The organism is Mycobacterium gallinarum, from assembly GCF_010726765.1.
Taxonomy (GTDB): Bacteria; Actinomycetota; Actinomycetes; order Mycobacteriales; family Mycobacteriaceae; genus Mycobacterium; species Mycobacterium gallinarum.
Genome location: NZ_AP022601.1, coordinates 4,866,736 through 4,891,546, shown reverse-complemented (window position 1 = coordinate 4,891,546; position 24,811 = coordinate 4,866,736). Strand labels below are relative to the sequence as shown.

The following is a 24,811-nucleotide window of genomic DNA, read 5'->3' as shown; positions in this document are numbered from 1 at the left end:
CTAACTGAAATGGGTTGCGGGACGGGCCAGTTCTACGCCGTCGACCGTGATGTCGACCTTTTCGTTGTAGAACGCGACCAGGTTCGCGATCGGCGCCACAGCAGGCAGCGGCGTCTCGTAGGACCATGCCAGGTCGGCCACAAGGGCATCCGCGACGCGCACCGACCAGTACCTCGAGGTGACGCCCTTGTACGGACACAGGGTCTGCGTGGTCGACGGTTCGAGGTGTGCGAACTCGACATCGGTACGGTCGATGTAGTACCGGGTAGGTAACCCGGTCTCGAAAAGCAATACCGGGCAGTGGGTCTCGGCCAACGTCGCTCCGTTCAGTGCGACCTGCACGTGACGATGGGACCGCAGCGCATCCACCCGCACGTACGGATTCCGTGGATGGCCGTATATCGGCTCGTCCTCCTCGAACCAATTCAAGGTGTCCCACCGGAACCGAACCAGTCCGGCGAAGTCGCCGTCGTCGAACACCCGCATACCCGGAAGACCCTCGCGCAGAACGTCGGAGCGGACATCGGAAAGCGGTACGAAATACTGCGGGTAGTACGGCACCTCCCACACATAGCGCGCCGCGGTCGTGTCGAAGACGAGCTCGGCGCCGCGAAACCCGCGGACCCGCCGTGGTGCCGGTTCGATGCGACCACGAGCCGCAGCCATTTGCGGGTAATCCGGCCGTGATGGCGTGCTCATGCTGTCAGACTAGGCGCGCAACCCGAGCAAATTGCCATGGGCCACTCGGGTTCCCGCGTCCCGCTGCGAACTCTTGCCTACGCAATAATCGCAGGTGAGCGATGCATCCGGACGTGCGTCCGCAACACGATGTTGATCTTGATTTTCCCGTCTTTTGGGCCGCCGCTCCGGTACATTTAGCACCGCTTTTCCGTCCTAATGGCCTTACAAGGAAGACGACGATGACACAACCACCGCCTGGCAACTACCCGCCCCCGCAACCGCAGGGCGCGCAGCCAAGCACTCATCTGGTGTTCGCCATTCTGACGACACTGTTCTGCTGCCTCCCGTTCGGCGTCGTGTCGATCGTCAAGGCGAGCCAGGTCAACGGCCTCTGGGCATCGGGCCGGTACGCCGAGGCTCAGGCGGCCTCCGACTCGGCGAAGAAGTGGGCGATGTGGAGCCTGATCGCCGGCATCGTCGTGTTCGTCATCTACGGCATCCTCATCGCCGTCGGCGCGGTCAACATGGACTTCGACACTTCGACGACGACCGAATACTGATTTCAACGCCAATTCGGCACAGCGTGCCCGTCAGCCTCGGCGGCCCACTCCTGGTGGGCGCCTTGGCGGCTGGTGCGTGTGCGGTGGTCTGGATCGGAGATCCGACCACACCCGGCGGTTTTCTTCCCGTGTGTCCGACGAAAGCCCTTCTGGGCATCGACTGCCCGGGCTGCGGCACACTTCGAATGATCTACTCGCTTCTGCACGGAGACTTCCTGTCTGCAGTGCGATTCAACGCCCTCGCCGTCGTCGCGGTGGCCTTTCTGATCGTCGCCTACCTCGTGTGGACGTACGGTCGAGTCGTCGGCCGCAAGATCGCCGGCTGGCAGCACCACCGCTGGGCCGCCACGGTGACGATGGTTGTCGTCACCATCTGGTTCGTGGTGCGCAACCTACCTTTTGAGCCGTTCACCGCATTGCGCGTGTGACCGCCGAAAACTACTGACGCAGTGCATGATCGACGCTGCCCAGCACCAGCGCCGCGCCATGCTAGGGGTTGCGCACGCAGTCGTAGGTCAAGGGGACATCCGGTCCGAGTTCGACGACCTCGAACGCCTCGGGTGTGATGGCGCTGAACGTATCCGAGGCGATGCCCAAGTCCGCCCACTTGGCGGTGCTGGTTCTGTCGTCAGAGAATGTGAGGGGCACCTCGCCGCCGTCGGCCAGCAGCATCCCGTGCGTCTTCAGAGCCTTGATCACCACCTTCTGCGGATCGGTGTAACCCGTCTCGTCGAAGTCGGCCTTCAGTCGCAACCTCACACCAAAGGGTGGTGAGTTTGGGTCTGTGCTTTCGGGGCCACCGGCGTGGCTCGCCGGATGCACGTAGACGCCTGCTCTGATCCGGTCGTTGGGCAAGATGAACCGGATCGCGTGATCGATTGAGCCCGAAGCGACTTGGTCGGCGGTGGGTGTCATGGCGGCGATCGGGAAGCCGCCCGCATCCGCGCTTGTGCACTGGTCGCCGCGCAGATTCTCCGGGTACTCCTTGTTCAGGTCCCAGATGAAGAAGCCGCGGGCCTTGAGCGCGACTCCGTCCTTCGTCGACTGGTAAGTCTCGTACAGCTTCTTACCCTCCCGGTCGACGACCAGCAGCTGGCAGTCACCCTGACCCTCGGTGTTTCCGGAGTCGTCGCACTGCAGATCCGAGGATCCGCCGATGTTGGCGTTCTCCGGGACAGGCATCTCGGCGGGCACCGCGTCGCAGGCCGGCCCGCCGAAGCAGTAGTCCTCGGTGCCGACCACCTGCATGCGGGGCGTGCTGCCGTCGGCGAACAAGACCGCGTTCGAGAAGTCGATTTGCAGCCTGTTCTCAGTGCCCCAACCACCCGCTGCGGTCAACGCACCGATGATCGCGTCACTGCGTTCGGATTTTGGTGCGCCAGACACGTCGAGGGTCCATGGCTGAGTACCGCTGAACATCGCACCGCCTGGCGCAGATGGCGGTTCGGACGGCTGTCCCGAAGACGGTGACGGCCCCGCCGGTGACGATGGCGACGACGCCGTGTTACTCGACGGCGAGTCGGAGCCGCCGGTGAACATGATCACCGCGACGACGGCCACGATCACGACGAGGAGTGCGGCGGCCGAAGCCAGCAGGATGTTCCTGCGCCGTCCCGACGACGGATCGGCCGACCCCGGCGGGGTGGACGCAGACGGCATCGGCGTGCGGTACTGCGTCGCGGCGGCGAATGTCTCCGGAGGCGGTTGATGCAGACGCTCGGTAGGTTCTGCCGGCCTGGCGGCCACCGTCGCGGCGGGTGGGTTGATCTGCTGCGTCGGCGGCACAGGCGCGGCCGCCATCGTGCGGTCTTGGTGCGCGGCGACCGTGTGATCCTGTTCCCCGCCGATGGCGGCGCGGGCGGCGGTCGCCAGATCCTTGGTCGAGGCGTACCGCTGTTCGGGTTCCTTAGCCATGCCGGTGTTGATGACCCGGTCCATCGCGGGAGGTATCTGCGGTAGCACCGCCGAGGGCTTCGGTGGTGGTTGCAGCATGTGCGCGGTCGCGATCTGCTCGAGAGTCTTTCCCGGAAAAGGAGATTGGCCGGTCAATGCTTCGTAGAGCACGCAGGTCAGCGCGTAGACATCGGCGCGCGCGTCAGCCGAACCGGTCGAGAAACGCTCGGGCGCCATGTAGGCCCAGGTGCCCACCGCGGCGTTGGTGTCGGTGAGCCCCGCTTCGCCCTCCGCCCGCGCGATGCCGAAGTCGATCAGGTAGGCGAAGTCGTCCTCGGTGACGAGGATGTTCGACGGTTTGACGTCGCGGTGCACCAACCCGATTCGGTGTGCGGCGAAGAGTGCGAGCGCGATCTGCTCGACGATTCTGATGGCACGCTGCGGCGCCAGCGGACCGGTCGCGAGTAGCGTCCCGAGATCCTCACCCTCGATGAGCCGCATGTCCACGAACAGGCGTCCGTCGATCTCACCGAAGTCGTGGATGGGCACCACGTGAGGATTGTTGAGCCCCGCCGCTGCCCGAGCCTCCCGACGAAACCGTTCCTGGAACGTCTGATCGCTGGCCAGATGCGCGGGCAGGACCTTCACCGCGACCACGCGGTCAGTCATCGTGAAGTAGGCGCGCCAGACGTCACCCATGCCGCCCCGGCCGAGTAGCTCGACCAACGTGTAGCGTCCGAACGGCGTGCCCTCCAAATCGACCTCCCGCGATAGCAGTTTGCTGAAACGATAAGCCGCAACGGCCACCTTAAGGGCGGAAAGCAGTGGCCACATCTGCAACGGAGGAACGCTCGGGCAATATGTCAGTCGTGTCGGGACTGTTGGAGAACAAGGTCGTCATCGTCGCCGGACTGGGCGGTATCGGAAATGGTTTGGCGCGTCGGTACGCCGACGAGGGCGCGCGCCTCGTCATCGGCGATCTGGATCCGGATACGGTGTCGCGTGCCGTCACCGATCTCGACCCGGACCGGGTGCGCGCCGTCCCGCTCGATGGGGCCGATGAGGAGTCGGTCATCGCCATCATCAAGCTGGCGGTGGACACGTTCGGACGCCTCGACGGCATCCACGTCAACTTCACCAACGCGGCCGACGCCTACCTGCCCGGCGGCGTCGTCGATTTGCCGCTCGAAGCCTTCGACGAGGTGATGCGGGTCAACACAAGGGGTTTCGTGATCTGCGCCAAGCACGCGATCCCTCCGATGATCGAGTGCGGCGGCGGGTCGATAGTTTTCACCGCGTCGATCGAGGCCTACAACGGTGGGGGCAGCCGGGTTTCCTACGCGATGAGCAAGGCGGCCGAGCTTGCGCTGATGCGTCACATTGCCCGCAAGTACGGTCCGAAGGGGATTCGTGCCAATGCCATTGCGCCAGGCCTGATCTGGCACTACAAGTTCGACGAACAGTGGATGCCGGAAGGCGTCGTGGAGCAGACGCGGGCCCGTCAGATGATCAAGTCGCGCTTCGGCAATCCGGACGACGTCGCCGCTCTAGGCGCGCTGCTGCTCTCCGACGACGGCAGCTTCATCACCGGTCAGACGATCAGTGTCGACGGCGGAGTGACGTTCCGACCCTAGCTAGACGGGCTCAGTCAATCCGGCTCAGCGGTAATAGTTCTCGTCGCCGGTGGGATAGCCACCACCGGTGGTGGTGATGTGAACATGGTCGTAGTGGCCGTAGCCGCCGCCTCGTTGCGCACCGTTGGGGGTGTAGTAGGACCCGCGCCAGATGGCGTCCTGCATGCCGAACCTCGACGCGTTGCGCAGCACGTAGTCGACGATCTCATTGCCGAGCGCGATGCCCTCCGCTGTGCCGGCGTTGGGGATCATCACGTCGAGGGCGAGACCGTTCGGATGCCATCTCAGTGCATCGGGGCGCACCCCGCCGATGCTTTGGATCTCGGGGAAGGCCGCGGTGATCGCGCGTGACGCCAGGATCGTCTTCACCTGAAGGCCGCGCTCGGGAGCGAGTCCGACGGGCAGCGTGCGGTCGACGGTGCGGTATCGCGAGGCCGCGATGACGGTGTCGGGAGCGGAGCTCAAGCTGACCTGGCCGACGATTGGCGCCGGGAACGGATTCATCGGGGCGGCGACCACGATCTCGACGTTCCAGGGAGCGACCTCTTCGACGGGAGCGCTCTTGGCTACATCCTTGCTGGGTTGCATGTCGGCGCCGACCGCGAAGAGCACGGCGGCGGGGCCGAGTACAGATGCCAGGACAACAGGCGACCTACGTCGCTTTTTGGCTAATGAGTGCCGCCCCACGCAGAGCACCATAACCGCAATTCGGCCATAACACAGCAAGGGTCCGACCTGCAACGATGTTTTCGCTGGTCACCGGCCTGAGATAATTTTGTTATCTCTCCGTTATCGGCGTCCGAGGGCCGGTTCGGCGTTTGATGCGTGGAGAATCGATTCGTGGCAGAGCCGACCATTCAGTTTCGCCGTCTCGCCGAACAGGTGGCCGACGAGCTCCGGCGCCGCATTCTGCGCGGTGAGCTGGCCGACGGCAGCATCCTGCCCAAGGAGGATGAGCTGCTCCTGCAGTTCCCGGTGAGCAAGCCGTCGCTGCGCGAGGCGATGCGCATTCTCGAGGCCGAAGGGCTGCTGCGCGTGCGCCGCGGCAAGCTCGGCGGATCCGTCGTGCGGCGACCCAACGCCGCCAATGTCGCATACACCGTCGGCCTGGTGCTCGGATCCCAGGAGGTGGGCCTGTCCGACGTCGGTAACGCCCTCCTTCAGGTCGAGCCGGCGTGCGCGGGGCTGTGCGCCCAGCGCGCCGACCGCGGCACCACCGTGGTCCCACAGCTGCGACGGGTGCACGCCGAAGCAGTCGAGGCCGTGGAGGACCTGCGGCTCGTGACATCGGCGAGCCGGCGGTTCCACGAGTCCCTCGTCGCGCTGTGCGGCAACCAGACCATGATCATCCTGGCCGGGGCGCTGGAAATGCTGTGGTCGGCGCACGAGACGAGCTGGTCGAGCCGGGTGGCGGACGGCAGCATCGTGCCGATCGACGAGCGACTGGCCGTGCTGGAGGACCACCGGCAGGTGATCGACGCGATCGAGGCCGGCGACGCCCGTCGCGCCTATGACCTCGCCGCGGCGCATCTCCTCGACGCCCAGCACTACCCGGGCTCGTCGGGGGTCGTCGACCCCTCGATGCTGCGCGGCTGGGCGACCACCCCTCCGGAAACCGACCGTTGACCGCCGGTCCTATTTTCATATGATTTGGTGATGAGCGTCGACGGGGCCACGGTGACCAGGGCCGAGGCGGCGCAGTACCGGGCCGCGGGCTGGTGGACGGACGTCACGCTGTCCGACTGCGTGCGCCGCAACGCCGCCTCCGCACCGCATAAGCCCGCCTACATCGACTTCACCCTCGATTCCGCGGGCCCTCAGTTCAGCTGGAAGGAGTTCGACAACGCCGCCACCAACCTCGCCCACGGGTTGCGCGGCCTCGGTGTCGCGCCGGGAGACTTTGTCGGCCTGTGGCACAAGGACACCGCCGCGATCCACGTCGCGCTGGTGGCCATCGAGCGGTGCGGCGCCGCGGTCGTCGGTCTCGGCTCCCGCGTCGGTGTGCGCGAGGCCGAGCACATTCTTCACGTCACGCAACCCACCGTGCTGATCGCCGACGCTGAACGGCACGGTCTAGCCGTCGAGGCCGCTGGTTCGTCGATGCGCGTCGTGGCGCTCGGCTCCGAACTCACGATCGACACTCGGCATTGTCCGCAGTCGGTGCTGCCGCAGGCCGGTGCGGACGACGTCTTTCTGATCAACTCCACATCTGGCACCACGGGTATGCCCAAGTGTGTCGTGCACACCCAGAACCGTTGGCATTACTTCCATCTCAAGGCGGTCGCCAACGGCGCGCTCACCGCGGACGATGTCTTCCTGCCGATCATCCCCACGCCATACGGCTTCGGGATCTGGACCTCGCACACCACACCCATCCACTTGGGCGCGACCACGGTCCGCATCGAACGGTTCGATCCCGGCGCGACGTGCGCGGCGATCGAACGGCACCGCGCCACAGTGTTGTGTTGTGTCAGTACGCAACTGGCGATGCTCCTCGCAGATCCGGCCTCGCGGGACCACGACCTGAGCAGTCTGCGCGTCGTCTTCACCGGCGGCGAGCCGCTGCCGTACACCCAGGCGGCACGCTTCGAGGAGCTGACCGGAGTGACGATCCTGCAGTTCTACGGGTCCAACGAGACCGGCATGTTGAGCGCTACCACCCTTGCGGATTCGTTGGATCGCCGGCTGCGTACCGCCGGCCGCATCGTGCCGGAGATGCAGGTTCGGTTGTTCGACGGCGATCGCGACGTCACCGAAACCGGTCGCGGACAACCGGTATGCCGAGGGCCTGCGCTGTCGCTCGGCTATCTCGGCGGCACCGACCACGATCAGCTGTTCACCAAGGACGGCTGGATGCGGATGGGCGACATCTGCGAACTCGACGCCGACGGCTACCTCACCCTCACCGGCAGAACATCGGACTTCATTCTGCGCGGCGGGAAGAACATCAGTGCTGTCCAGGTCGAGGAGGCCGTGGCGACTCATCCCGCCGTCGCCGTCGCCGCGGCGGTCGCGATGCCCGACCCGGTCTTCGGCGAACGCGTCTGCGTGTATGTCGAGCTCAAGCAAGAGGCTGTACTGGATCTGCCCACCCTGGTCGAACATCTTCTAGCGCAAGGCGTTTCGAAGGAGCTGTTTCCGGAGCGGCTCGAGATACTCGAGGAGTTGCCCAGATCGTCCGGGGGAAAGGTCGCCAAAGGTCAACTTCGCGAACGGATCCGGGAGGGATCATGACCACAGAGGAAATTCGCCGCGGTGGCCTCGACGTCTGGTCGCCGTCGATAACACCACCCATCGGCAGCGACCTCACCGACGAACAGCTGATGGCCGTCGCGTTCCGGCACCTGGCCGACATCGGATTCGCCGAGAACATGGCCGGGCACATCACCTGGCAACCCGACGGCCAACACGACATGTACGTCAACCCCTGGGGACTGTGGTGGCAGGAGTTGACCGCGTCCGACATATGCGTGGTCGATGAGGACGCTCACGTCGTGCGCGGCCGCTGGGACGTCACACCCGCCATCCACCTGCACACCGAACTGCACCGCATCCGGCCCGACGCCCGCGTGATCATCCACAACCATCCGTACTACGTCAGTCTTATCGCGGCACTGGGGATCCTGCCCGAGCTCGTACATCAGACCGGGGCACTGTTCCTCGACGACATGTACCTCGTCGAGAAATACGACGGTGAGATCGACGCCCCCTGGCGCGCAAGGGAACTAGCACAGCAGATCGGCTCGGCCAACCTCATACTGCTCGCCAACCACGGCGTCATCGCCGCCGGACGCAACCTGGCCGAGGCGGTCTATCGCGCCGTGTCCATCGAACGGGTCTGCCGGCTGGCCTACGACGTGATGGTCACCGGGCGGACACCGTCGCAGATGAGCCGCGGCGACATGGTCGGCATGCAGCAGTCACTGATCGAACGCGCCGCCGACGTCTACTGGGCGGGCGCCGCCCGGATGACGATCAAGGCCGACCCCGACGTTCTGAACTGACAGCCCAACCGATAACACGAATCGAGGATCGCCCATGACTTCCATCGACGACATGGCGGCCAATCTCAACTTCACCACGGCCAAGACGGGCGCCGACCGCACCGTCACATTTCTGCCCGAACCCGAACGGGCAGAACGCCGTTACACCGTGATCTCCGTCGACGACCACATCGTCGAACCGCCCGACACGTTCGAGGGCCGGGTGCCGCGCAAGTTCGCCGACCGCGCCCCACGGGTCGTCGACACCGACGACGGCGGTCAGACCTGGATGTACGACGGCAACTCACTGCCGAACGTGGGCTTCAACGCGGTGGTCGGGCGGCCGGTGTCCGAATACGGGTTCGAGCCCGCCCGCTTCGACGAAATGCGCCGCGGCGCATGGGATATCCATGCTCGCGTCAAAGACATGGATCTCAACGGCGTGTACGCGTCCTTGAATTTTCCGTCGTTCCTGCCCGGTTTCGCGGGTCAGCGACTCCAGCAGGTCACCGATGACCGCGACCTCGCGATGGCGTCGGTGCGGGCGTGGAACGACTGGCACATCGAGGCATGGGCGGGCGCCTATCCCGAGCGGATCATCCCGTGTCAGTTGCCGTGGCTACTCGATCCCGAGGTCGGCGCGAAGATGATCTACGAGAATGCCGAGCGCGGCTATCACGCGGTGTCGTTCAGCGAGAACCCGGCGATGCTCGGACTCCCGACGATCCACTCGGGTTACTGGGAGCCGCTGATGGCGGCGTGCGCAGACACCGGGACGGTGGTGAACCTGCACATCGGGTCGTCGGGGACGTCTCCGTCGACCACCGCCGACGCACCGCCCGATGTGCAGGGCGTGTTGTTCTTCGCCTACGCGATCTCGGCGGCGGTCGACTGGCTGTACTCCGGCGTGTGCACTCGGTACCCCGATCTGAAGATCTGCCTCTCCGAAGGCGGCATCGGATGGGTGGCGGGCCTGCTCGACCGGCTCGACCACATGCTGAGCTACCACGAGATGTACGGGACGTGGAAGGCGCTCGGCGAGACACTGACGCCCGCGGAGGTCTTCAAGCGCAACTTCTGGTTCTGCGCCGTCGAGGATCAGTCGTCGTTCGTCCAGCACGAGCGGATCGGCGAGGACAACATCCTGCTCGAGGCGGACTACCCGCACTGCGACTCCACGTGGCCCCACACCCAGCAGACGATTCACGAACAGATCAGCGGTTTACCCGACGCGATCATCAGAAAGGTGACGTGGGAAAACGCCGCCCGGCTCTATCAACATCCGGTTCCCGACGCGGTGCAGAACGACCCCAACGCGTTTTGAAGGTTGCGGGGCGATCGAGTTAACCGACCCCTTGCACTAATAATCCATTCACACACCGGGGGTGCGCGCCTCCGCTGCGGTAGCTGAACTTGGGGCTTGCTGCGCGATGGCGGGCAGCCGACGCCGTGTCGCTTGATACACCTCCGCGATCGCTCTTCGGTAGTGCGTGAGCGCACGGTATCGCTCCAAGACACCGGGTTTCGGCCATACTCGACGCCCACGAAAATCGGCCGTCGCGTCATCGAAGTGGCAGAAGCTGCACAGCCATCGCTGCGTACCGGGTTGCGTCTGTGTCACGAGTTTCAATCAATTGGGCCAAGTACGCATACAACTTCTGGCCGGAATCCAAACCGGCGATACCGTGGTGATTTCGCCTGAGCGAGTTTGCCGGATATGCACAAATAACGGCACCGACGTGAGATATTTGCGTCGGGTCGGGATGCATCAATCGAGGGAATAGTAATGGGTGCGTCTGCACATGTGGGCCGCGTCGGCGGACTGGCCGTAGCTCTGGGAGTCGGCGTAGCCGTCGCAACCGGACAGGGGGTGGCGTCGGCAGACACCGAATCGAGTCCTTCGACATCGGAGTCAACGGCGTCGGCAGGAGCGAATTCCGCCTCGGGTAAAAAGTCTCCCGACTCGAGAAAGCCGTTCGCTTCGACACGAAAGCCGTCCGCTTCGACGCGCAAGCCGTCCGAGTCCAAGAAGCCGTCGGAGTCGAGGGGGGCGTCCGAATCAACGAAGCCGCCTGACTCGAACAAGCCTGCCGAGTCGAGGGGAACGTCGACCGCTGGCGACGGCAACTCGACAGGCGCCAACGACCTTGACGAATCCGACACCACTCGGGACGAGTCGACCGAACCGTTGACTGAACAGCGAGACAATGCGACGCGCTCGGATGACTCATCCGAACCTGAGCCCGCTCCCCGGCTTCGCCAAAGGACAACCGGCAAGCGAGCCACCCCCACCACCAGTCGCGTAACGACGAGGTCGGATCAGGTCACCAATCACACGGTCGCGGTGACCACCGCACCAGTCACAGAACGCACAGTGAACATCGCGAGCGCGCGCGCTCCCGAGGCCGAAACGGCTACCGGAGAGGTGCAGTTGACTTCGACGACGGTCAATCTGCCCGAACCACGCACCCAGAAGCTCACTGCGACGGTGTCGGCGGAGCCCATCGCGTCTCCACAACGCGTAATGCAACGCGCGCTGGTGAGTCTGTTCTCCAGCCTCGGCATCGGCCCCTCGGCCTCGAACCTGCCGACAGGGCCCGTGCGGTCGCCGATCGCGATGGCACTGCTCGCTTTTGGCGCGCGTCGCGAATACACGCAGCAGATCAGGGCACTCGCCAAGACTTTGCCCACCCAGCCGGTGGCGGCGTTGACGACCAGCGAACTGGCCGCCGCGGCGGCGACGCCGACATACCCCGGTACCACCAGGACGCCTGTGACCCTGAGTACCAACACGAGTTTCATCGAGTTCGTGACCGGCGAATATCAGCCCGGTCCAGGCCGGTACAACCTGAACTACACAATCTCCCGCTTTGGGATCGGCGGCACCGACCTCGGCATCATGTGGGACAACGGCATCAAGGACAACCCTGCGACCGCAGTCGACGAACACCAGGTCCTGATCGCCTTTGGTGACACCTTCAGCAGCGCCAGTCCGGTCCGCACCGGAGTGTGGCGATTCAACACGTTGTTCCGTAGCCCCGACGACGTACTGACCAATGGCTTGTACGTGCCCAACGGCGTGCCGTACGACGTCTTCAGCGGCTCACCCATGGAGAGACCCAACTGGTCGGATCCGATTCTGCCCAGCCCGGGCCAGCCAGTTCACCCGCCTTATGCCATCGGGCCGGAGGTGACGATAATCCCGACCGCGGGAATCTCCACGTCCTACCCAAACACCTACGGCGCACGTCAGTACATGAGTTTCATGTCCATCCGATCCTGGGACAGTCCGGGCAGGTGGACGACGAACTACTCGGGCGTGGCCTTCTCCGACGACAATGGACAGACATGGCGCATCGCGCCGACGAGCATCCGGACAGCGGCCGTGGGGCGGGCCACGGAGCGGTTTGTGCCCGGCAACCAGAATTTCCAGCAGGGCGCGTTCCTCAAGCCGCCTGCTGGCTCACCGGAGGCCGAACAGGGCTGGGTCTACTCGTACGGGACGCCGTCGGGACGGGTGGGCACCGTGTATCTGTCGCGCGTTCAGCAGGACCAGATACTCGACGCGTCGAAATACGAATATTGGAATGGGACGAGCTGGACTGCTAGCGATCCGGCGGCGGCGAAGCCGGTGCTGCCCGGTAAGACGACTGGATGGTTCATCAAGAGGACGACGTATCCCACCGTCAGCGAGATGTCGGTGCAGTACAACCCGTACTTGCAAAAGTACGTGATGCTGTACGGCGATTCCGGCAACAACATGGTGATGCGCACCGCGACCTCCCCTGAGGGAACGTGGTCGGCGCCTACGACGCTTGTACCGGCGTGGAAGGTGCGCAGCCTGTATGCGCCGTACATCCACCCGTGGTCGGGCACGGAGAACGTACCCGCATCGGAACAGCAATACCTCTACTGGAACATGTCGACATACAACGACTATCAGGTGAGATTCATGCGCACCGATCTGAGCAAGATCAAGGTGTAAAACTTGGCGGTCCGGCCACCCCATTCCATTGCAGCGGTACCCTCGGAAGCGACTTACAGCCAGATCGGGGGTGGCCATGGACCTCGTGCTCGGCGTTTCGATGACATCGGCGGCCGTGCGCTGGGTGCTCGCCGAGGGCACGACAGGCGAAGGCGCGACGATCAGCCGCGGCGCGTTCGACCTGGACGACAACGTCGATCCGGATGATCTGCTGGATGTGCTGCTGGTCGATGAGTCCGACAATCGGATGCACGCCATCGGCCTCACCTGGACCAACGAAGCCAAGGACGCGGCATCCGGGGTGCTGGAAGCGCTGCGGGCCAGGGGCCGCGAGAACGTCATCGCGGTTTCGGAACTCGAGGCGGGCGACGTTCTGGCCGCCGGTATCGCAGGCATCGCCGAGTACGACGACGTCGCTGTCTGCATCGTCGAACCCGATGCGGCGGTCATCGCGATCGTCGACGCCGACGGCGTGACCGTCGACCGTCTCAGCCGGCCGTCGGACGGTTCCGATGTGGTGGAGCTGCCGAGTTCGGTGATGACGATGCTGGAGCTCGACGACTGGCATCCCGACGCGATTTTCGTAGTGGGCTCGGCCGACGACCTCGACCTCATCAAGTCGACGCTCGAGGACGTCACCGACGCACCGGTCTTCTCGGCAACCGAGGCCGACCTCGCGCTCGCTCGAGGCGCCGCGCTGGCATCCGCCCGCGCCGTGAACGGCCTGGAGACCGTCGGATCACACGCGGCGCCGCGGGTCCGCGCTTTGACCGCGGTACTCGTCGCGGCCGCCGTCACGTTCGTCGTATCGCTGTCCGTCGCGCTCGGACTGAGCCTCACACCGTCGGCGCCCGAACAGCCGACCGCCGCCAACCCCGAGCCGACGGCCGAGGCGCCGCCGCCACCGGGCACCCAACCCGCGAACAAAGTCTCAACGCTCACCGCATCTCTGCAAGCGGCCCGCCCCGTGGTCGCACAGACCATCGTGGTGGCCGCCCCGCCGGCTCCGGAATTCGTGCCGCCGGCCGCGCCCGCATACGAGCCGCCGCCGGCGCAGGCACCCATTCCGACCTATGCGCCGCCGCCGGTGTATGTACCGCCGGTGGCTCCGCAGCCGAGGCTGCGCGATCGGATCATCGAACGCATTCCGATCATCAACCGGTTCCACGAACCGCAGTACCAGTATCCGCCGCGCTGACTCCTAGGGCGCAGGCGGCTGAAACGGGTTGTTCGGCACCTGAATTGGAATCGGCACCGGCACGAACGGCACCGTTATGTGGGTTGTCGTCATCGCGGGTGTCGTGGTGGTGGTCGTCGTCGTAGTCGTCGGCGACGTCGTCGTCGTGGTGGTCGTCGTGGTTGTGGTGGTGGTGGTCGTCGTGGTCGTGGGCGGCGTTGTCGTCGTCGGCGCTGTGGTGGTCACGTACGTCGTGACCGTCTCCTGTATGGGCGGCGGAGACTCGGGGTCGACGGTCACGGTTTCCGGTGGCGGCGGCGCTAAGCTGGCCGGTTGCTCGGCGGTCGCCGGCGGCGGCGGTTCGGCGTTCGTAGGTTTCGGCGGGCTGGCGGTGCTGGGCGGATCGGTCTTGCTGCTGCTGTCGGTCACGCTCGTCAACGCGATCGCCACGCCGCCGACGGCGATCAACGCCACCGCGGCTGCGAGTCCGATCACCAACTGTGGCAACCGCTGCCACGTGCGCGGTTTGTCGATCGAGCCGGTCGATGGCACGTACTGCACGGGTTGGCGCATCGAGAGGGCGTCCGCGTCGTACGGGCTCTCGTACCGGTTTTCGCCGGTGTACGGGACGGGTTCGTCGCCGATGTCGTCATCCTGCGACCACGCCAACGCATTGGCGGTTTCCGTTGAGGGTGCGTCCATGCTGGCCGCGGCGGGCGCCAAACCCGTTGGTGCGTCTGCGATCACCGGCGCCATACCGGTCTGGGCCTCGGCTGCGGAGCCGTAGGCCGCGAACAGGGCTGCTCCTACCGCTGCGTCGAGAGCGGGCTGCGGTGTGGTGATCACTTGGGTGTCTGTGAGCTGCGAAAGGCGTTGCGCGATCAGAGGAATGATCGCACCGCCGCCCACCGTGACGACGGCGGCGATGCTGGACCAGCCAATGCCATTGCGTTCCAACGTATTTTCCAGCTCAGCGATCATGCTGTCGAGCGGGGCTGCGATCAGCGACTCCAACTCGTTGCGGGTCAACCTGATTGTCGACCGGTAATTGGGAAGTTCGGCGACGATGTCTGTCGTTGCATCCGTCGACAGCCGTTCCTTGGCGCTGCGGCATTCCTCCCGCAGCCGGCTCAGCGAGCCCACCGCGGCCGTGGCCGCCGGATCGATACCGCCGTTCTTCGCAATGCCGTTGACGATGTGGGTCAGCAGTGCCTGATCGATCTGGTCGCCTGCGAAATCGGTGTACCTGGTGGTCTCGTCGATTGGCTCGAATGATGCGGCCGCGTCCGCCAACGTGATGCTCGTTCCGCCGCCCCCGAAGTCGAGCAGCGCAATGACGCCCTGAGCCGGCAGGCCCGGATTGGTCTGCAGCGCCGTCAGGGCCGTGATCGCATCGGACACCAGCCGCGCGGGCATGCCGTTCGGCGACAGGGTCGGATCGGCACGCAGCGCGTTGCGCAGACTGCGCAGCGTGGCCATTCCCCAGTAGGCGGGCACCGCGATCGCGATCTCTGTCGGGTCTTGCTCGCCGGTCGCGTCGACCACGTCGCCCAGCGCCTCGACCAACAGCCGGTCGGCCTGATGCGGCACTCCATCCGGAGCGACCAACGGCACCGGGTCGCCGACCCGCTCGACGAATCCGTCCAGCACGGAGCCATCGCCGAGGGTCACCGCGGCACGGTGTGTCACAGGTCGATTGCCGACTCGCACCGCGACCAAGTTCGTCGTCCCGATCGACAACCCCAACGGGTCGCTCATAACGGACCACACCCTAGCGTCCCCACCTGCTGATATCCGTTAGACACTCCGTACCAACGGCGTTCCACCGACACGGTTTTGGCTCCTCCGAGTTCGCTGTGACTCAACGGGCGAACACGCTTGGCGGGGTTTCCGGCGCGGCGCGGTAGCCGGTGTGCTGCAATGTCGGCCATGGGTGACATCGACGACATCAAGCAAGTCAAATACCGGTACCTCCGCGCGCTCGACACCAAGCACTGGGACGAGTTCGCCGATACCCTCACCGAGGACGTGGTCGGCCGGTACGGCGAATCGATCGGCGAGGAGCACCACTTCACCAATCGCGACGAGTTGGTCACGTTCATGCGCAACTCACTCGGGCCGGAGATCATCACCGAGCACCGCGTCACCCATCCGGAGATCACCGTGGACGGCGACGAGGCGACGGCCACGTGGTATCTGCAGGACCGAGTGATCGCACCGGATTTCAATTTCATGTTGATCGGTGCGGGGTTCTATCACGACAAGTACCGGCGAACCGGCGACGGCTGGCGTATCAGCGAAACCGGATACGACCGAACCTACGATGCGTCGATGTCGACGGAAAATCTGAACTTCAAGGTGAAAGCCGGTAGGGCAATCAACCTTTGAGCGTCACTGCGAGATGGCGATCAGCGCACCCGGCTTGAGCCACCGCATGATTTCGACCAGTTTGGCGTCGTCGATCGCGATGCAACCCGCGGTCGGGCCCCCGTCGGTGGCGTGAAGGAAAAAAGCGCTGCCGTTGCCGGGGACGCGTTCGTCGTTGACGCCCATCACCACGGCGTGGACGTACTGCGGGATCTGGAGGTTCTCCGTTGGGGGATCCGTGCTGAACGGGCACTGCGCCTTCTCGCATACCTGCATGGTGTTGTAAGTCGGGCTGTTCACATCGCCGTCCCACCAGTGATTCGGGCCGACCTGAACGTATTGCAGCCCGCCGCCGGGGTTGGGCGCGGTGCCGAACGCGTAGTCAAGGGTGAAGAAGCCCATCGGTGTCTTCATCTCGCCCTCGCGAGTCGTGGGCGCCATACCCCTGCTTCCGACGAACGCAGGGATGCCGGCCGCGACGGGCTGCCAGCCTGTCGTCGTGCGCTGGTAGACATCCATTTTGGCTGACGAACCGCCCACTCCGACAACGGAAATCACCTGGGTGGCGTCGCCGACGTAGTGCGCGAACCACGGTGAGGTCTGAGCGTGGCTGGTCGCGCCGGCGAGTGGCAGCAGAGCCACGCAGAGCAGTATGAGCAGCCGACGCACCCGCTCATGCTAGGTGCTGACGGGGTCACCTTCTAGGAGGCCACGCAGCCAAGCTGTCCATTTCGGTTGTTCGGCTGCCGCCACGTCCGTCGCGTCGGATCCGTACAGATAGATGCTGGCCATGACACGGCCCTCGTCCCCGACCGTGCATGCGCCGACGACCGCGATCCCCTGCGACGGCTGGTCGATCCGCATCATCACCTCGCGCGAGATCCCGTCCTGGTGGATGCGCTCGACACGGCCCGCCAACCGGGGTGCGTCGCCGGATATTTCGATGCGATCGCCGACATTTGCGGCTCCGAGGTCCAGCGCGGTGGTCATCTTCGACCACGCCTGCCTTTCGCCGTCGTGGTGGGTGGCCGACGCCCGAATCGTCGCCGCTTGCGCCCCAGCGAAGTTCGCGAGATAGATCTTGAGGATCTCGAAGAAGCCGGGCCATCCGGTTTCGAAGCTCTCGATCTCATCGTCCCACTCGTCCTTGTCGGTGACCATGGTGTGCACCATGCGGACGACGCACCGGTCGCCGGACCGAGCGGTGATGGTCACCTCGGTCGCGACCGGCGGGGCGTCGCCGTTCCATCCGTATTCCTCGTATTCGAGGCGCACCGGGGGATCCCAGGTCGTGACCTGGCCCGACGAGACGTCGGCGCCACAGTTCTCGTCGCCGAAATCGAAGCTGATGGCGCCGCCGACACGCTCCTCGATGTGTGTCGTCGTGAACCACGCACTCATCCCGGGTCCGGTTGCGATGGCCTGCCACACCTGTTCAGGCGTGCCGGGTACGAGGAACTCCATCTCGACCCATCGGCGTCCGGAATCGTCTCTCTTCAAAGGCATTACGCATCCTCCTTCGGCTTCGGATAGGCCGCGACCACCAACCGGTAGCTGCGTCCATCGGAATCTGATTCGTCGTGATATCGGGCGGCCAGTGACGTCACCGCTTCGGACAGATCCTTGGTGAAGGCGGCCCGGTCGGCGGGAGAGCGGAACCGGATCACCGCGTCGATCGACAGCGTCGGGAGTCGCTTGTTGCTGGTGCGCGCCGTACGCCAGAGGTCGCCGACCTCGCGTACGACACGCGCCGACAGCGCGATCAGGTAGCTCGCCGACAGCCGGTCCTCGGAGCGGCCCGGATCGGAGGCGACCGGCCCGAGCGCGCCGGGCGACACCACGTATGAGGCCGCCGTCGCGACGAGCAGACGCTCTTTGAGCCCGCCCCAACGGCGTTCGCCCGCTTCGGTGACCAGCTGGTGGCCTTCGAGGGCACGTAGGTGATAGTTGACCTTCTGCCGGGCCATGCCCATGCGCGACGCGAGGGTGGCCGCCGACGCCGGTTCGGTCAGTTCGGCCAGCAGTCGACCCTTGATCGGATCGAGCGCGCTGGCCGCCGCGGCCGGATCCGCGATCACCTCGACGTCGAGCATGGGGCCATCCTCGCCCTTGACAAAATAATTTGTCAATAGCGTGGATAGATTAGCGGCATGGAACTCCTCCCCATTCGTCGTCATCGAGGCATCCGCCAAATCGGAGAGGGCCTCGGGACGCTGGACCGCGAGGTGTTCGAAGCCATCGCCGAGTCGCCCAGTCCCCTGCTCGATTCGCTGATGCCGCAGCTGACCCGCGCCGCGGACCATTCGAAGCTGTGGTTCGCCATCGCCGTCGGGCTGACCGCGACACGGCACCGAGCATCGCGGCGTGGTGCGGCGCGTGGCGTCATGACTCTCGGTGTCACCAGTCTGGTGACCAACCAGGTCGCCAAGCGGATCTGGAAGCGGCCCCGCCCTAGTCGCCTGCTGGTACCGCTGGCCAGACAGAGCAGGCGGGTCCCGACATCGAATTCGCTGCCGTCGGGCCACTCCGCGAGCGCGGCCGCGTTCGCCGTCGGTGTGGGCCTCGAGAATCCGCCGGTCGGGCTCGGACTTGCACTACTCGCTGGGCTGGTGGGCCTGTCCAGGGTGGCGACCGGCGCGCACTATCCGGGTGACGTGTTCGCCGGCTTCGGCATCGGTGCCGCCATCGCAGTGCTCGGCGCCCGGATCGTGCCACCGACCGTGCCTACGAAGATTCCGACCGCGGACCCGCTCCGACTGGAAACGCCCGCACGCCCGGAGGGTGAGGGGGTGGTGCTGGTGATCAATCCCGCGTCGGGCAGCGGCACTGGAGCACGTGTGGTGGCGGAGGTGCGAGAAGCCCTGCCGGCGGCTGAGATCGTCGAGTTGGAGGAGGGGGACGACCTCGAGGTCGTATTGCGCGCCGCGGCCGACCGGGCCGAGGTTCTCGCCGTCGGAGGCGGCGACGGGACGGTGTCGTGTGGCGCAGGCGTCGCGATTGAGTCCGGGCTACCGCTGGCGGTCTTCCCGGGCGGGACGTTCAATCACTTCGCAAAGGACATCGAATGCGACACGGTGGCCAAGACGGCCGAGGCGATTCGGCGGGGCAGCGTCGCCTACGTCGACGTGGTGTGTCTCAACGAGAAACACATGGTGGTCAACACCGCTAGCATCGGCGCCTATCCGCAGTTCGTCCAAACGCGAGAAAAGCTCGAGCACAAGATCGGTAAACCGCTCGCAGGTATCTACGCGATGTTCCACACGCTGTGGCGGGATGAGCCCGTGCGAATCCGCTACGACAACAAGAAGTTGCAGACTTCGCTGTTCTTCCTTGGCAATTCGACATACCTGCCGTCCGGGTTCGCCCCGTCGCGCCGAACCCGGATGGACGACGGTTTGATGGACGTCCGCATTCTCGAGACCGGTCGCAGGTTCAGCAGGCTGCGCATTCTCGTATCACTGGCGCTGGGCCGATTGGTGCGCAGCCCGCTCTATCACGAGATGCGAGTGCCCGAATTCGAGTTCAATGCCGTAGACGGTTCAACGATTCTGGCTCATGACGGCGAAGTCAGCACCGAATGCACCGATGCCAGCTTCAAGGTCCGATACCGAGTTCTTCCCGTGTTTCGTCCGCTGCCGTAACCCTCACCCAGGGTGGAAGTAGCGCCAGACAGACGGCGAAATAGGCGTAGCCCAAGGCCCATCCGGCGATGATGTCGGAGGGGTGGTGCACGTTGAGCACGACGCGACCGATGCCGACGGTGACGACGATCAAGGCGCCCAGTGCGACGAGCCACCAGCGCAGCGGTGGCCGCACGAAGGGCCAGGCGACCGCCAACAGCACCAGCACGCCGACCATGACGCCGAGTGCGTGACCGGATGGGAACGACAACGAATATGCGAAGACCAGCGCTGTCGGCGGCCGTGGGCGGTCGGCGAGATGTTTCGTGAGCTCGATGATGGGTCCCGACAGCCCCACGGTGAGCATGACGAAGCCCACCAGGCGCCAATTGCGGCGCCGCAGCGCGACGATGACCACGACAAGACCAGCCAACCGAAACGCATTGGGCCCCAGCACGGTACAGAACACATCCCATGCCGTCACCCAAGCCGGATGCATGGAGCCGTAGCGGTAGGCGGGGTCGAGAGCCGCGGAGTCCATGGCCGTCAACCAGGCCCATCCCGAGGCGAAGCCGACCCACATCAACGCGTATATCGCGACGGCGGCCACGGCGCTCGCAAGGAGCCGACGCGTGCTGGAAGTCATATAGATACCTGTACCAGCCCCGCCCGGTAGCCGTTAGGGTGGCTGGCCATGGCCGGACTCTTCCGCAAACTTTTCCGTATCGGCAAGCTGCCTGCCGACATGCGTACCGGGGTCGACTCGGAGGGCGTCATCTACCTCGGCGAGTACCTCGGCGTCGTCCTGCGCTTCACCGGCCAAGTTCCCGGTCGGAAGTCGGTTGGGCTGGTCCGCGGATACGGCGGGGCGCTGGCGTTGACGAACACGCGGGTGCTCGCGACGGTCTCCGCTGTTCCCGGCAAAGGCGGACGCGCAGTAGATCAGCCGTGGAACGCGCCCCAGTCAGGCGCTGTTAAGGGCACGCTTTCGGAGTCCGGCCTGCTGCTGGAGGTCGCGGACCTGTCTCAGGTCGATCCGGAGTTCTCCGGGACTTTGTCGCTGACCTTCAAGGCTGAGTTGCCCGCCGATGTATTGAGCCGCGTCCCGTCGCGGACACTGGCGTTCGATGTCCCACCGAAGTTCGTCTACAGCGTGCTCGGCATCCCCCGCGGCTGAGCTACGGTGCCTTAATGGCGGTGTTTCTGCGCAAGCTGTTGCGCATCGGCGGGCTGCCCGCTGAGCTGCGGGCCGAAGTAGAGGCCGAGGGCGTCATCTATTTCGCTGAGTACGTTCCGGTGACCCGAAGATTCAGTGGCAAGATCCCCGGCAAGCGCGCCCATGGCAACGTGGCGAGCTATGTCGGTTCGTTGGTACTCACCAATCGGCGGGTCCTCGGCACGCTGTCTACGGTGCCGAAGCTGGCGGGCCGCACCATCGATCAGCCCTGGAGCGCACCACAATCGGGCACGGTGACCGCCGACCTCACCGAGGCGGGTCTGCATCTCGAGGTCAACATCGCCGCAGTGGACCCGCGGTGCGAAGGTGAGCTCTCGCTCCAGTACAAGACGGACATTCCGCCCGACGTCCTGGCGCGCGTACCGCAACGGTCGCTGGCCTTCGACGTCCCACCCGAGTACGTCTTCCGCGCGGTCGGAGTGCCCTACCACCCTTAGAAAGCCGGGGCCGCGGACCATAAGGCTTGCGCTCAGAATGGTGCTGGGTCGTGGTCGCTTGGGGGTCGTGGCTGGGTGGGGAAGTAGCCGTCGTCGCAAGCACTTTCGGGGTCTTCGCCCGTGCCCTGATTGCGCATCCGTTCTTCGGCGTGGATGAGGGTTTCGTTGGCTCGGCGTTCGTCGGTGATGGCTTGGGTGCGGTTGGGGGCTCGGGTTTGGGTGCGGCGCGGCATGGCCAGTGTGCGGGCGGCCGGGTCGGTGGTGGCGGTCGGTGCGTCGGGCACGGTGATGGGTGCGGTGGGTTGGCACAGGGTGGGAAACAGCAGTCGGCTCCCGGGATCGGTGGTGTAGGTCTGGCCCTGCGGGCACGTCCAGATGACGGTGCCGTCGGGGAACTGCTGGTCGCGCCAGCCCCAAAAGGTTTTGAGCAAGTGGTGTTGTCGGCATAGAACCTTGAGATTCGACGCCTGGGTCGGACCGTGCGGGTAGGCGATCGTGTGGTCGATATCGCAACGGTGGGCGGGTTCATCGCACCCCGGGAACCGACACGTCACATCCCGACACCGCACAAAAGTGGCCAACACCGCCGAGGGGAGGTAGCGCGGTTCGGGTGCGGCGTCGCCGGGATGGCGGATCGGGACGATCTTGGCGGTGCCCGCGACCTTCGCGGCCAACAGCGGGGCGGGCAGCATGCCGCGGCCCAGGACCAGCGCCGGTGGGGTGGCGGCGGTGACCGGTGTCCACGGTGTCGGGGTGAGGGCTTCGCGCCAGGTCATCTCGCGTAGCGGCTTGTCCACGGGGTGCGGTGGTGCGTCGCCGTCGAGTTGGGCGGGGGTGTCATCGGTGAGTGAGTCTTCGTGGGCGATCACATGGACAACGACCGCGCTGGGCTGAGAGTCGGCGGCCTCGCAGTCGGGGTCCTGGCATCCGCACACCAGCCGGTCAGCTTTGTGCCCGAGCGCGCCCAGGGCCGCGGAGCGGCGCTGGTCCAGGGTGCGCGGATCGTTCTCGCACACGGTGCGCGCCATTGCCTCGAGGCGTTGGTCCAGCGCCTCGGCGTCGGTGATGATGAGCCGGCCCTCGATGAACGCCACACCTGATCCGTCGTCGGGGTCGTGGATATCGACACCGCAGCCGCGCGCGGAGTATTCGGTGCGCCGCACCGCGGCGGGGTCATACCGATCGACCCAGTAGTCGATCTCGGTCTCGGTCTTGGCTGCCGACAACGATCCCCACTGCTCTACGTGGGCGGCGATCTCGGTGTCGACTTTGGCCATCGCATCGGGATCACAGATCAGGCGGGTCCGCGCCACGATCGCCGACACCAACCGGTAGTTGATCGCCCCGGCGGCGAACACCTCGCCCACGCGCGGGAGGCGCTGGCGTAGGGCGTCGGCGATCAGCAGTTGATGCGAGGCCACCCCCAGCGACACGTTCTGCGCCGCGGCGATTGACGCCGCGACCGCGCCCCAGTTGTCCAGACACCACTGCTCGCGATGGTCGGACCCGTCGGCGGCCAGCATCTGTTCGAGTTCATCAGCGCAGGCGAACAACCGTCGCGCGCAGGCGGCGTTCTCGACCCGCGCCCACGCCCCGACCGCCGCCACACCCCGGCTGCGGGTGGCCACCTCGACGAGTTGATCGAACATGCATTCGACACTAATCGCGCCCACGCCACCAAACCAGCAGCTCAACCCAACCTGTGGATAAAACCGCCATTGGGGATAAGTTGCTTGGGATGAGTCAAAAGGTTGCGGAGGTCGCGCGGCACCCTGTTGCGTGGACCGACGTGACGGATAAGGACACTGCGTGACCGAGCCGAGACGAGACAACCTGCTAATCGTGCATTGGCACGATCTCGGCCGCTATCTCGGTGTTTACGGCCACGACGACGTCTCCAGTCCTCGGCTCGACCAACTCGCCGCCGAAGGCATACTGCTCACCCACGCACACGCGACCGCACCCCTCTGCTCCCCTTCGCGCGGCTCGCTCTTCACCGGCCGATACCCGCAGAGCAACGGCCTCGTCGGTCTCGCTCACCACGGCTGGGAGTACCGAAACGGCATCCGCACACTCCCCCACCTGCTCTCCGAAGCCGGTTGGTACACAGCGCTATTCGGCATGCAGCACGAGACGTCGCATCCTCCGCGCCTCGGTTTCGACGAGTTCGACGTGTCGAACTCCTACTGCGAATACGTCGTCGAAGAGGCCGCCCAGTGGCTCACCGACCCACCCAGGCAGCCGTTCCTGCTCACCGCCGGCTTCTTCGAGACACACCGCCCGTACCCGCGGGACCGCTACGAGCCCTCCGACGCCTCCGGCGTCACCGTGCCCGACTATCTGCCCGACACCCCCGATATCCGGCAGGACCTCGCGGAGTTCTACGGCTCCATCACCGTCGCCGACGCCGCGGTCGGCCGTCTCCTGGACAAGCTCGAGGAGACCGGGCTCGACCGCAGCACCTGGGTGGTGTTCATGACCGATCACGGGCCTGCGCTCCCCCGGGCCAAGTCCACGCTGTACGACGCGGGCACGGGAATCGCGATGATCGTGCGGCCGCCGCGCGATGCGGCGATCGGGCCGCGGGTCTATGACGAACTGTTCAGCGGCGTCGACCTGGTACCCACGCTGCTCGGTCTGCTCGGCGTCGACGTCCCCGCGGATATCGAGGGCATCTCGCACGCCGCCAACCTCCGTCACGGGCAGGCGGCACCGGCGCGCACCGAGGTCTACACGACCAAGACGTACCACGATTCCTTCGACCCGATCCGCGCAGTCCGCACCAAGGAGTACAGCTACATCGAGAACTACGCGGCACGCCCGCTGCTCGATCTGCCGTGGGACATCGCCGAAAGCGCGCCGGGCCAGACGGTTGCGCCGCTGACCCAGTCGCCGCGTCCTGCGCGCGAACTCTACGACCTGCAGGACGATCCCACCGAGGCGCACAACCTGCTCGGGCCCGACGCGTCCGACAAAGCGGAGGCCATCGCGAACGACCTCGCGCTGCTGCTCAACGATTGGCGCCAAAAGACGAACGACGTCATTCCGTCGGATTTCGCGGGCACCCGAATTGCGGAGCGCTACACCGAGACCTATCTGCGCATTCACGGCCCGTCGGTGATCAGCCGCTCCGCCATCGCATCCGAACGCGGCATCGAGGACGAGCAGATATCCGGACAATAGTTTTCGTCACGGTGATTGTTAACCCTTGATGTGTCAAGTGATTTGAATGCGGTT

Annotated in this window: 23 protein-coding genes; 14 read left to right on the top strand and 9 right to left on the bottom strand. The window is 65.4% G+C overall.

What is annotated here, in order from left to right; all coding sequences use genetic code 11:
• Positions 1 to 699, bottom strand: a complete 699-nt coding sequence (locus G6N42_RS24100; protein ID WP_163733897.1) for a DUF427 domain-containing protein — start codon at positions 697 to 699, stop codon at positions 1 to 3.
• Between the two features lie 221 nt (positions 700 to 920).
• On the opposite strand from G6N42_RS24100, the gene G6N42_RS24095 reads away from it, so the two are divergent.
• Positions 921 to 1,241, top strand: coding sequence for a CD225/dispanin family protein (locus G6N42_RS24095; protein WP_163733894.1), 321 nt, complete (start codon positions 921 to 923; stop codon positions 1,239 to 1,241).
• A gap of 23 nt (positions 1,242 to 1,264) precedes the next feature.
• Entirely contained in the window at positions 1,265 to 1,669 is a 405-nt protein-coding gene (locus tag G6N42_RS24090) for a DUF2752 domain-containing protein (RefSeq protein WP_174262152.1), read from the top strand.
• Between the two features lie 61 nt (positions 1,670 to 1,730).
• Here the strand turns inward: G6N42_RS24090 and G6N42_RS24085 are convergent, their stop codons facing one another.
• A complete protein-coding gene (locus G6N42_RS24085; RefSeq protein ID WP_163733891.1) occupies positions 1,731 to 3,890 on the bottom strand; it encodes a serine/threonine-protein kinase in 2,160 nt (719 codons plus the stop codon).
• A 104-nt stretch (positions 3,891 to 3,994) separates the two neighbouring features.
• Here G6N42_RS24085 and G6N42_RS24080 point away from each other — a divergent pair, with 104 nt between their 5' ends.
• Positions 3,995 to 4,768, top strand: coding sequence for an SDR family NAD(P)-dependent oxidoreductase (locus G6N42_RS24080; RefSeq protein ID WP_163733888.1), 774 nt, complete (start codon positions 3,995 to 3,997; stop codon positions 4,766 to 4,768).
• A gap of 24 nt (positions 4,769 to 4,792) precedes the next feature.
• Here the strand turns inward: G6N42_RS24080 and G6N42_RS24075 are convergent, their stop codons facing one another.
• Positions 4,793 to 5,455, bottom strand: coding sequence for a VldE C-terminal domain-containing protein (locus G6N42_RS24075; protein ID WP_232076285.1), 663 nt, complete (start codon positions 5,453 to 5,455; stop codon positions 4,793 to 4,795).
• Positions 5,456 to 5,608: 153 nt separating this feature from the next.
• Here G6N42_RS24075 and G6N42_RS24070 point away from each other — a divergent pair, with 153 nt between their 5' ends.
• The 6 genes from G6N42_RS24070 (at position 5,609) to G6N42_RS24045 (ending at position 13,934) form a co-directional block, all read left to right on the top strand.
• Positions 5,609 to 6,394 (top strand): FadR/GntR family transcriptional regulator, encoded by a 786-nt coding sequence (locus G6N42_RS24070; RefSeq protein ID WP_163733882.1) that lies wholly within the window; start codon positions 5,609 to 5,611, stop codon positions 6,392 to 6,394.
• Positions 6,395 to 6,424: 30 nt separating this feature from the next.
• Complete coding sequence (locus G6N42_RS24065; RefSeq protein ID WP_163733879.1) at positions 6,425 to 8,002, top strand: class I adenylate-forming enzyme family protein; 1,578 nt, start codon at positions 6,425 to 6,427, stop codon at positions 8,000 to 8,002.
• Positions 7,999 to 8,772: a class II aldolase/adducin family protein gene (locus tag G6N42_RS24060; RefSeq protein WP_163733876.1), complete on the top strand. Its 774-nt coding sequence runs from the start codon at positions 7,999 to 8,001 to the stop codon at positions 8,770 to 8,772. The genes G6N42_RS24065 and G6N42_RS24060 overlap by 4 nt, the downstream gene beginning before the upstream one ends.
• A gap of 34 nt (positions 8,773 to 8,806) precedes the next feature.
• On the top strand, positions 8,807 to 10,075 hold the full coding sequence (locus G6N42_RS24055) for an amidohydrolase family protein (protein WP_163733873.1): 1,269 nt from the start codon (positions 8,807 to 8,809) through the stop codon (positions 10,073 to 10,075).
• 1,020 nt (positions 10,076 to 11,095) lie between these two features.
• Positions 11,096 to 12,736: a glycoside hydrolase family 183 protein gene (locus G6N42_RS24050; protein WP_232076283.1), complete on the top strand. Its 1,641-nt coding sequence runs from the start codon at positions 11,096 to 11,098 to the stop codon at positions 12,734 to 12,736.
• Positions 12,737 to 12,812: 76 nt separating this feature from the next.
• Positions 12,813 to 13,934, top strand: coding sequence for a DUF7159 family protein (locus G6N42_RS24045; protein ID WP_163733866.1), 1,122 nt, complete (start codon positions 12,813 to 12,815; stop codon positions 13,932 to 13,934).
• Positions 13,935 to 13,937: 3 nt separating this feature from the next.
• On the opposite strand, the gene G6N42_RS24040 is transcribed toward G6N42_RS24045, so the two are convergent.
• On the bottom strand, positions 13,938 to 15,671 hold the full coding sequence (locus G6N42_RS24040) for an Hsp70 family protein (protein ID WP_163733863.1): 1,734 nt from the start codon (positions 15,669 to 15,671) through the stop codon (positions 13,938 to 13,940).
• Positions 15,672 to 15,842: 171 nt separating this feature from the next.
• On the opposite strand from G6N42_RS24040, the gene G6N42_RS24035 reads away from it, so the two are divergent.
• On the top strand, positions 15,843 to 16,301 hold the full coding sequence (locus tag G6N42_RS24035; protein WP_174262151.1) for a nuclear transport factor 2 family protein: 459 nt from the start codon (positions 15,843 to 15,845) through the stop codon (positions 16,299 to 16,301).
• A 3-nt stretch (positions 16,302 to 16,304) separates the two neighbouring features.
• On the opposite strand, the gene G6N42_RS24030 is transcribed toward G6N42_RS24035, so the two are convergent.
• Genes G6N42_RS24030 through G6N42_RS24020 form a run of 3 tightly spaced genes read right to left on the bottom strand, consistent with a single transcriptional unit; the run spans position 16,305 to position 18,373 of the window.
• Positions 16,305 to 16,949: a L,D-transpeptidase family protein gene (locus G6N42_RS24030; RefSeq protein ID WP_163733857.1), complete on the bottom strand. Its 645-nt coding sequence runs from the start codon at positions 16,947 to 16,949 to the stop codon at positions 16,305 to 16,307.
• A 9-nt stretch (positions 16,950 to 16,958) separates the two neighbouring features.
• The gene (locus tag G6N42_RS24025; protein WP_174262150.1) at positions 16,959 to 17,786 is read right to left on the bottom strand and encodes an SRPBCC family protein; all 828 of its coding nucleotides are present in this window, start codon (positions 17,784 to 17,786) and stop codon (positions 16,959 to 16,961) included.
• Entirely contained in the window at positions 17,786 to 18,373 is a 588-nt protein-coding gene (locus tag G6N42_RS24020) for a winged helix-turn-helix domain-containing protein (protein WP_163733854.1), read from the bottom strand. Before G6N42_RS24020 ends, G6N42_RS24025 begins: the two co-directional genes overlap by 1 nt.
• A 57-nt stretch (positions 18,374 to 18,430) precedes the next feature.
• Here G6N42_RS24020 and G6N42_RS24015 point away from each other — a divergent pair, with 57 nt between their 5' ends.
• Complete coding sequence (locus tag G6N42_RS24015; RefSeq protein ID WP_163733851.1) at positions 18,431 to 19,921, top strand: bifunctional phosphatase PAP2/diacylglycerol kinase family protein; 1,491 nt, start codon at positions 18,431 to 18,433, stop codon at positions 19,919 to 19,921.
• Here G6N42_RS24015 and G6N42_RS24010 read toward each other — a convergent pair.
• Entirely contained in the window at positions 19,875 to 20,546 is a 672-nt protein-coding gene (locus G6N42_RS24010; RefSeq protein ID WP_163733849.1) for a phosphatase PAP2 family protein, read from the bottom strand. The two genes, G6N42_RS24015 and G6N42_RS24010, sit on opposite strands and share 47 nt — an antisense overlap.
• 48 nt (positions 20,547 to 20,594) lie before the next feature.
• On the opposite strand from G6N42_RS24010, the gene G6N42_RS24005 reads away from it, so the two are divergent.
• The gene (locus G6N42_RS24005; protein WP_163733846.1) at positions 20,595 to 21,077 is read left to right on the top strand and encodes a hypothetical protein; all 483 of its coding nucleotides are present in this window, start codon (positions 20,595 to 20,597) and stop codon (positions 21,075 to 21,077) included.
• Positions 21,078 to 21,091: 14 nt separating this feature from the next.
• A complete protein-coding gene (locus tag G6N42_RS24000; RefSeq protein ID WP_163733843.1) occupies positions 21,092 to 21,574 on the top strand; it encodes a hypothetical protein in 483 nt (160 codons plus the stop codon).
• A 32-nt stretch (positions 21,575 to 21,606) separates the two neighbouring features.
• Here G6N42_RS24000 and G6N42_RS23995 read toward each other — a convergent pair whose 3' ends face one another.
• Positions 21,607 to 23,223 (bottom strand): HNH endonuclease signature motif containing protein, encoded by a 1,617-nt coding sequence (locus G6N42_RS23995; protein WP_163733840.1) that lies wholly within the window; start codon positions 23,221 to 23,223, stop codon positions 21,607 to 21,609.
• A gap of 160 nt (positions 23,224 to 23,383) precedes the next feature.
• Between G6N42_RS23995 and G6N42_RS23990 the strand changes: the two genes are divergently transcribed.
• Complete coding sequence (locus tag G6N42_RS23990) at positions 23,384 to 24,757, top strand: sulfatase family protein (protein ID WP_163733838.1); 1,374 nt, start codon at positions 23,384 to 23,386, stop codon at positions 24,755 to 24,757.
• The last annotated feature ends 54 nt before the right edge of the window (positions 24,758 to 24,811 follow it).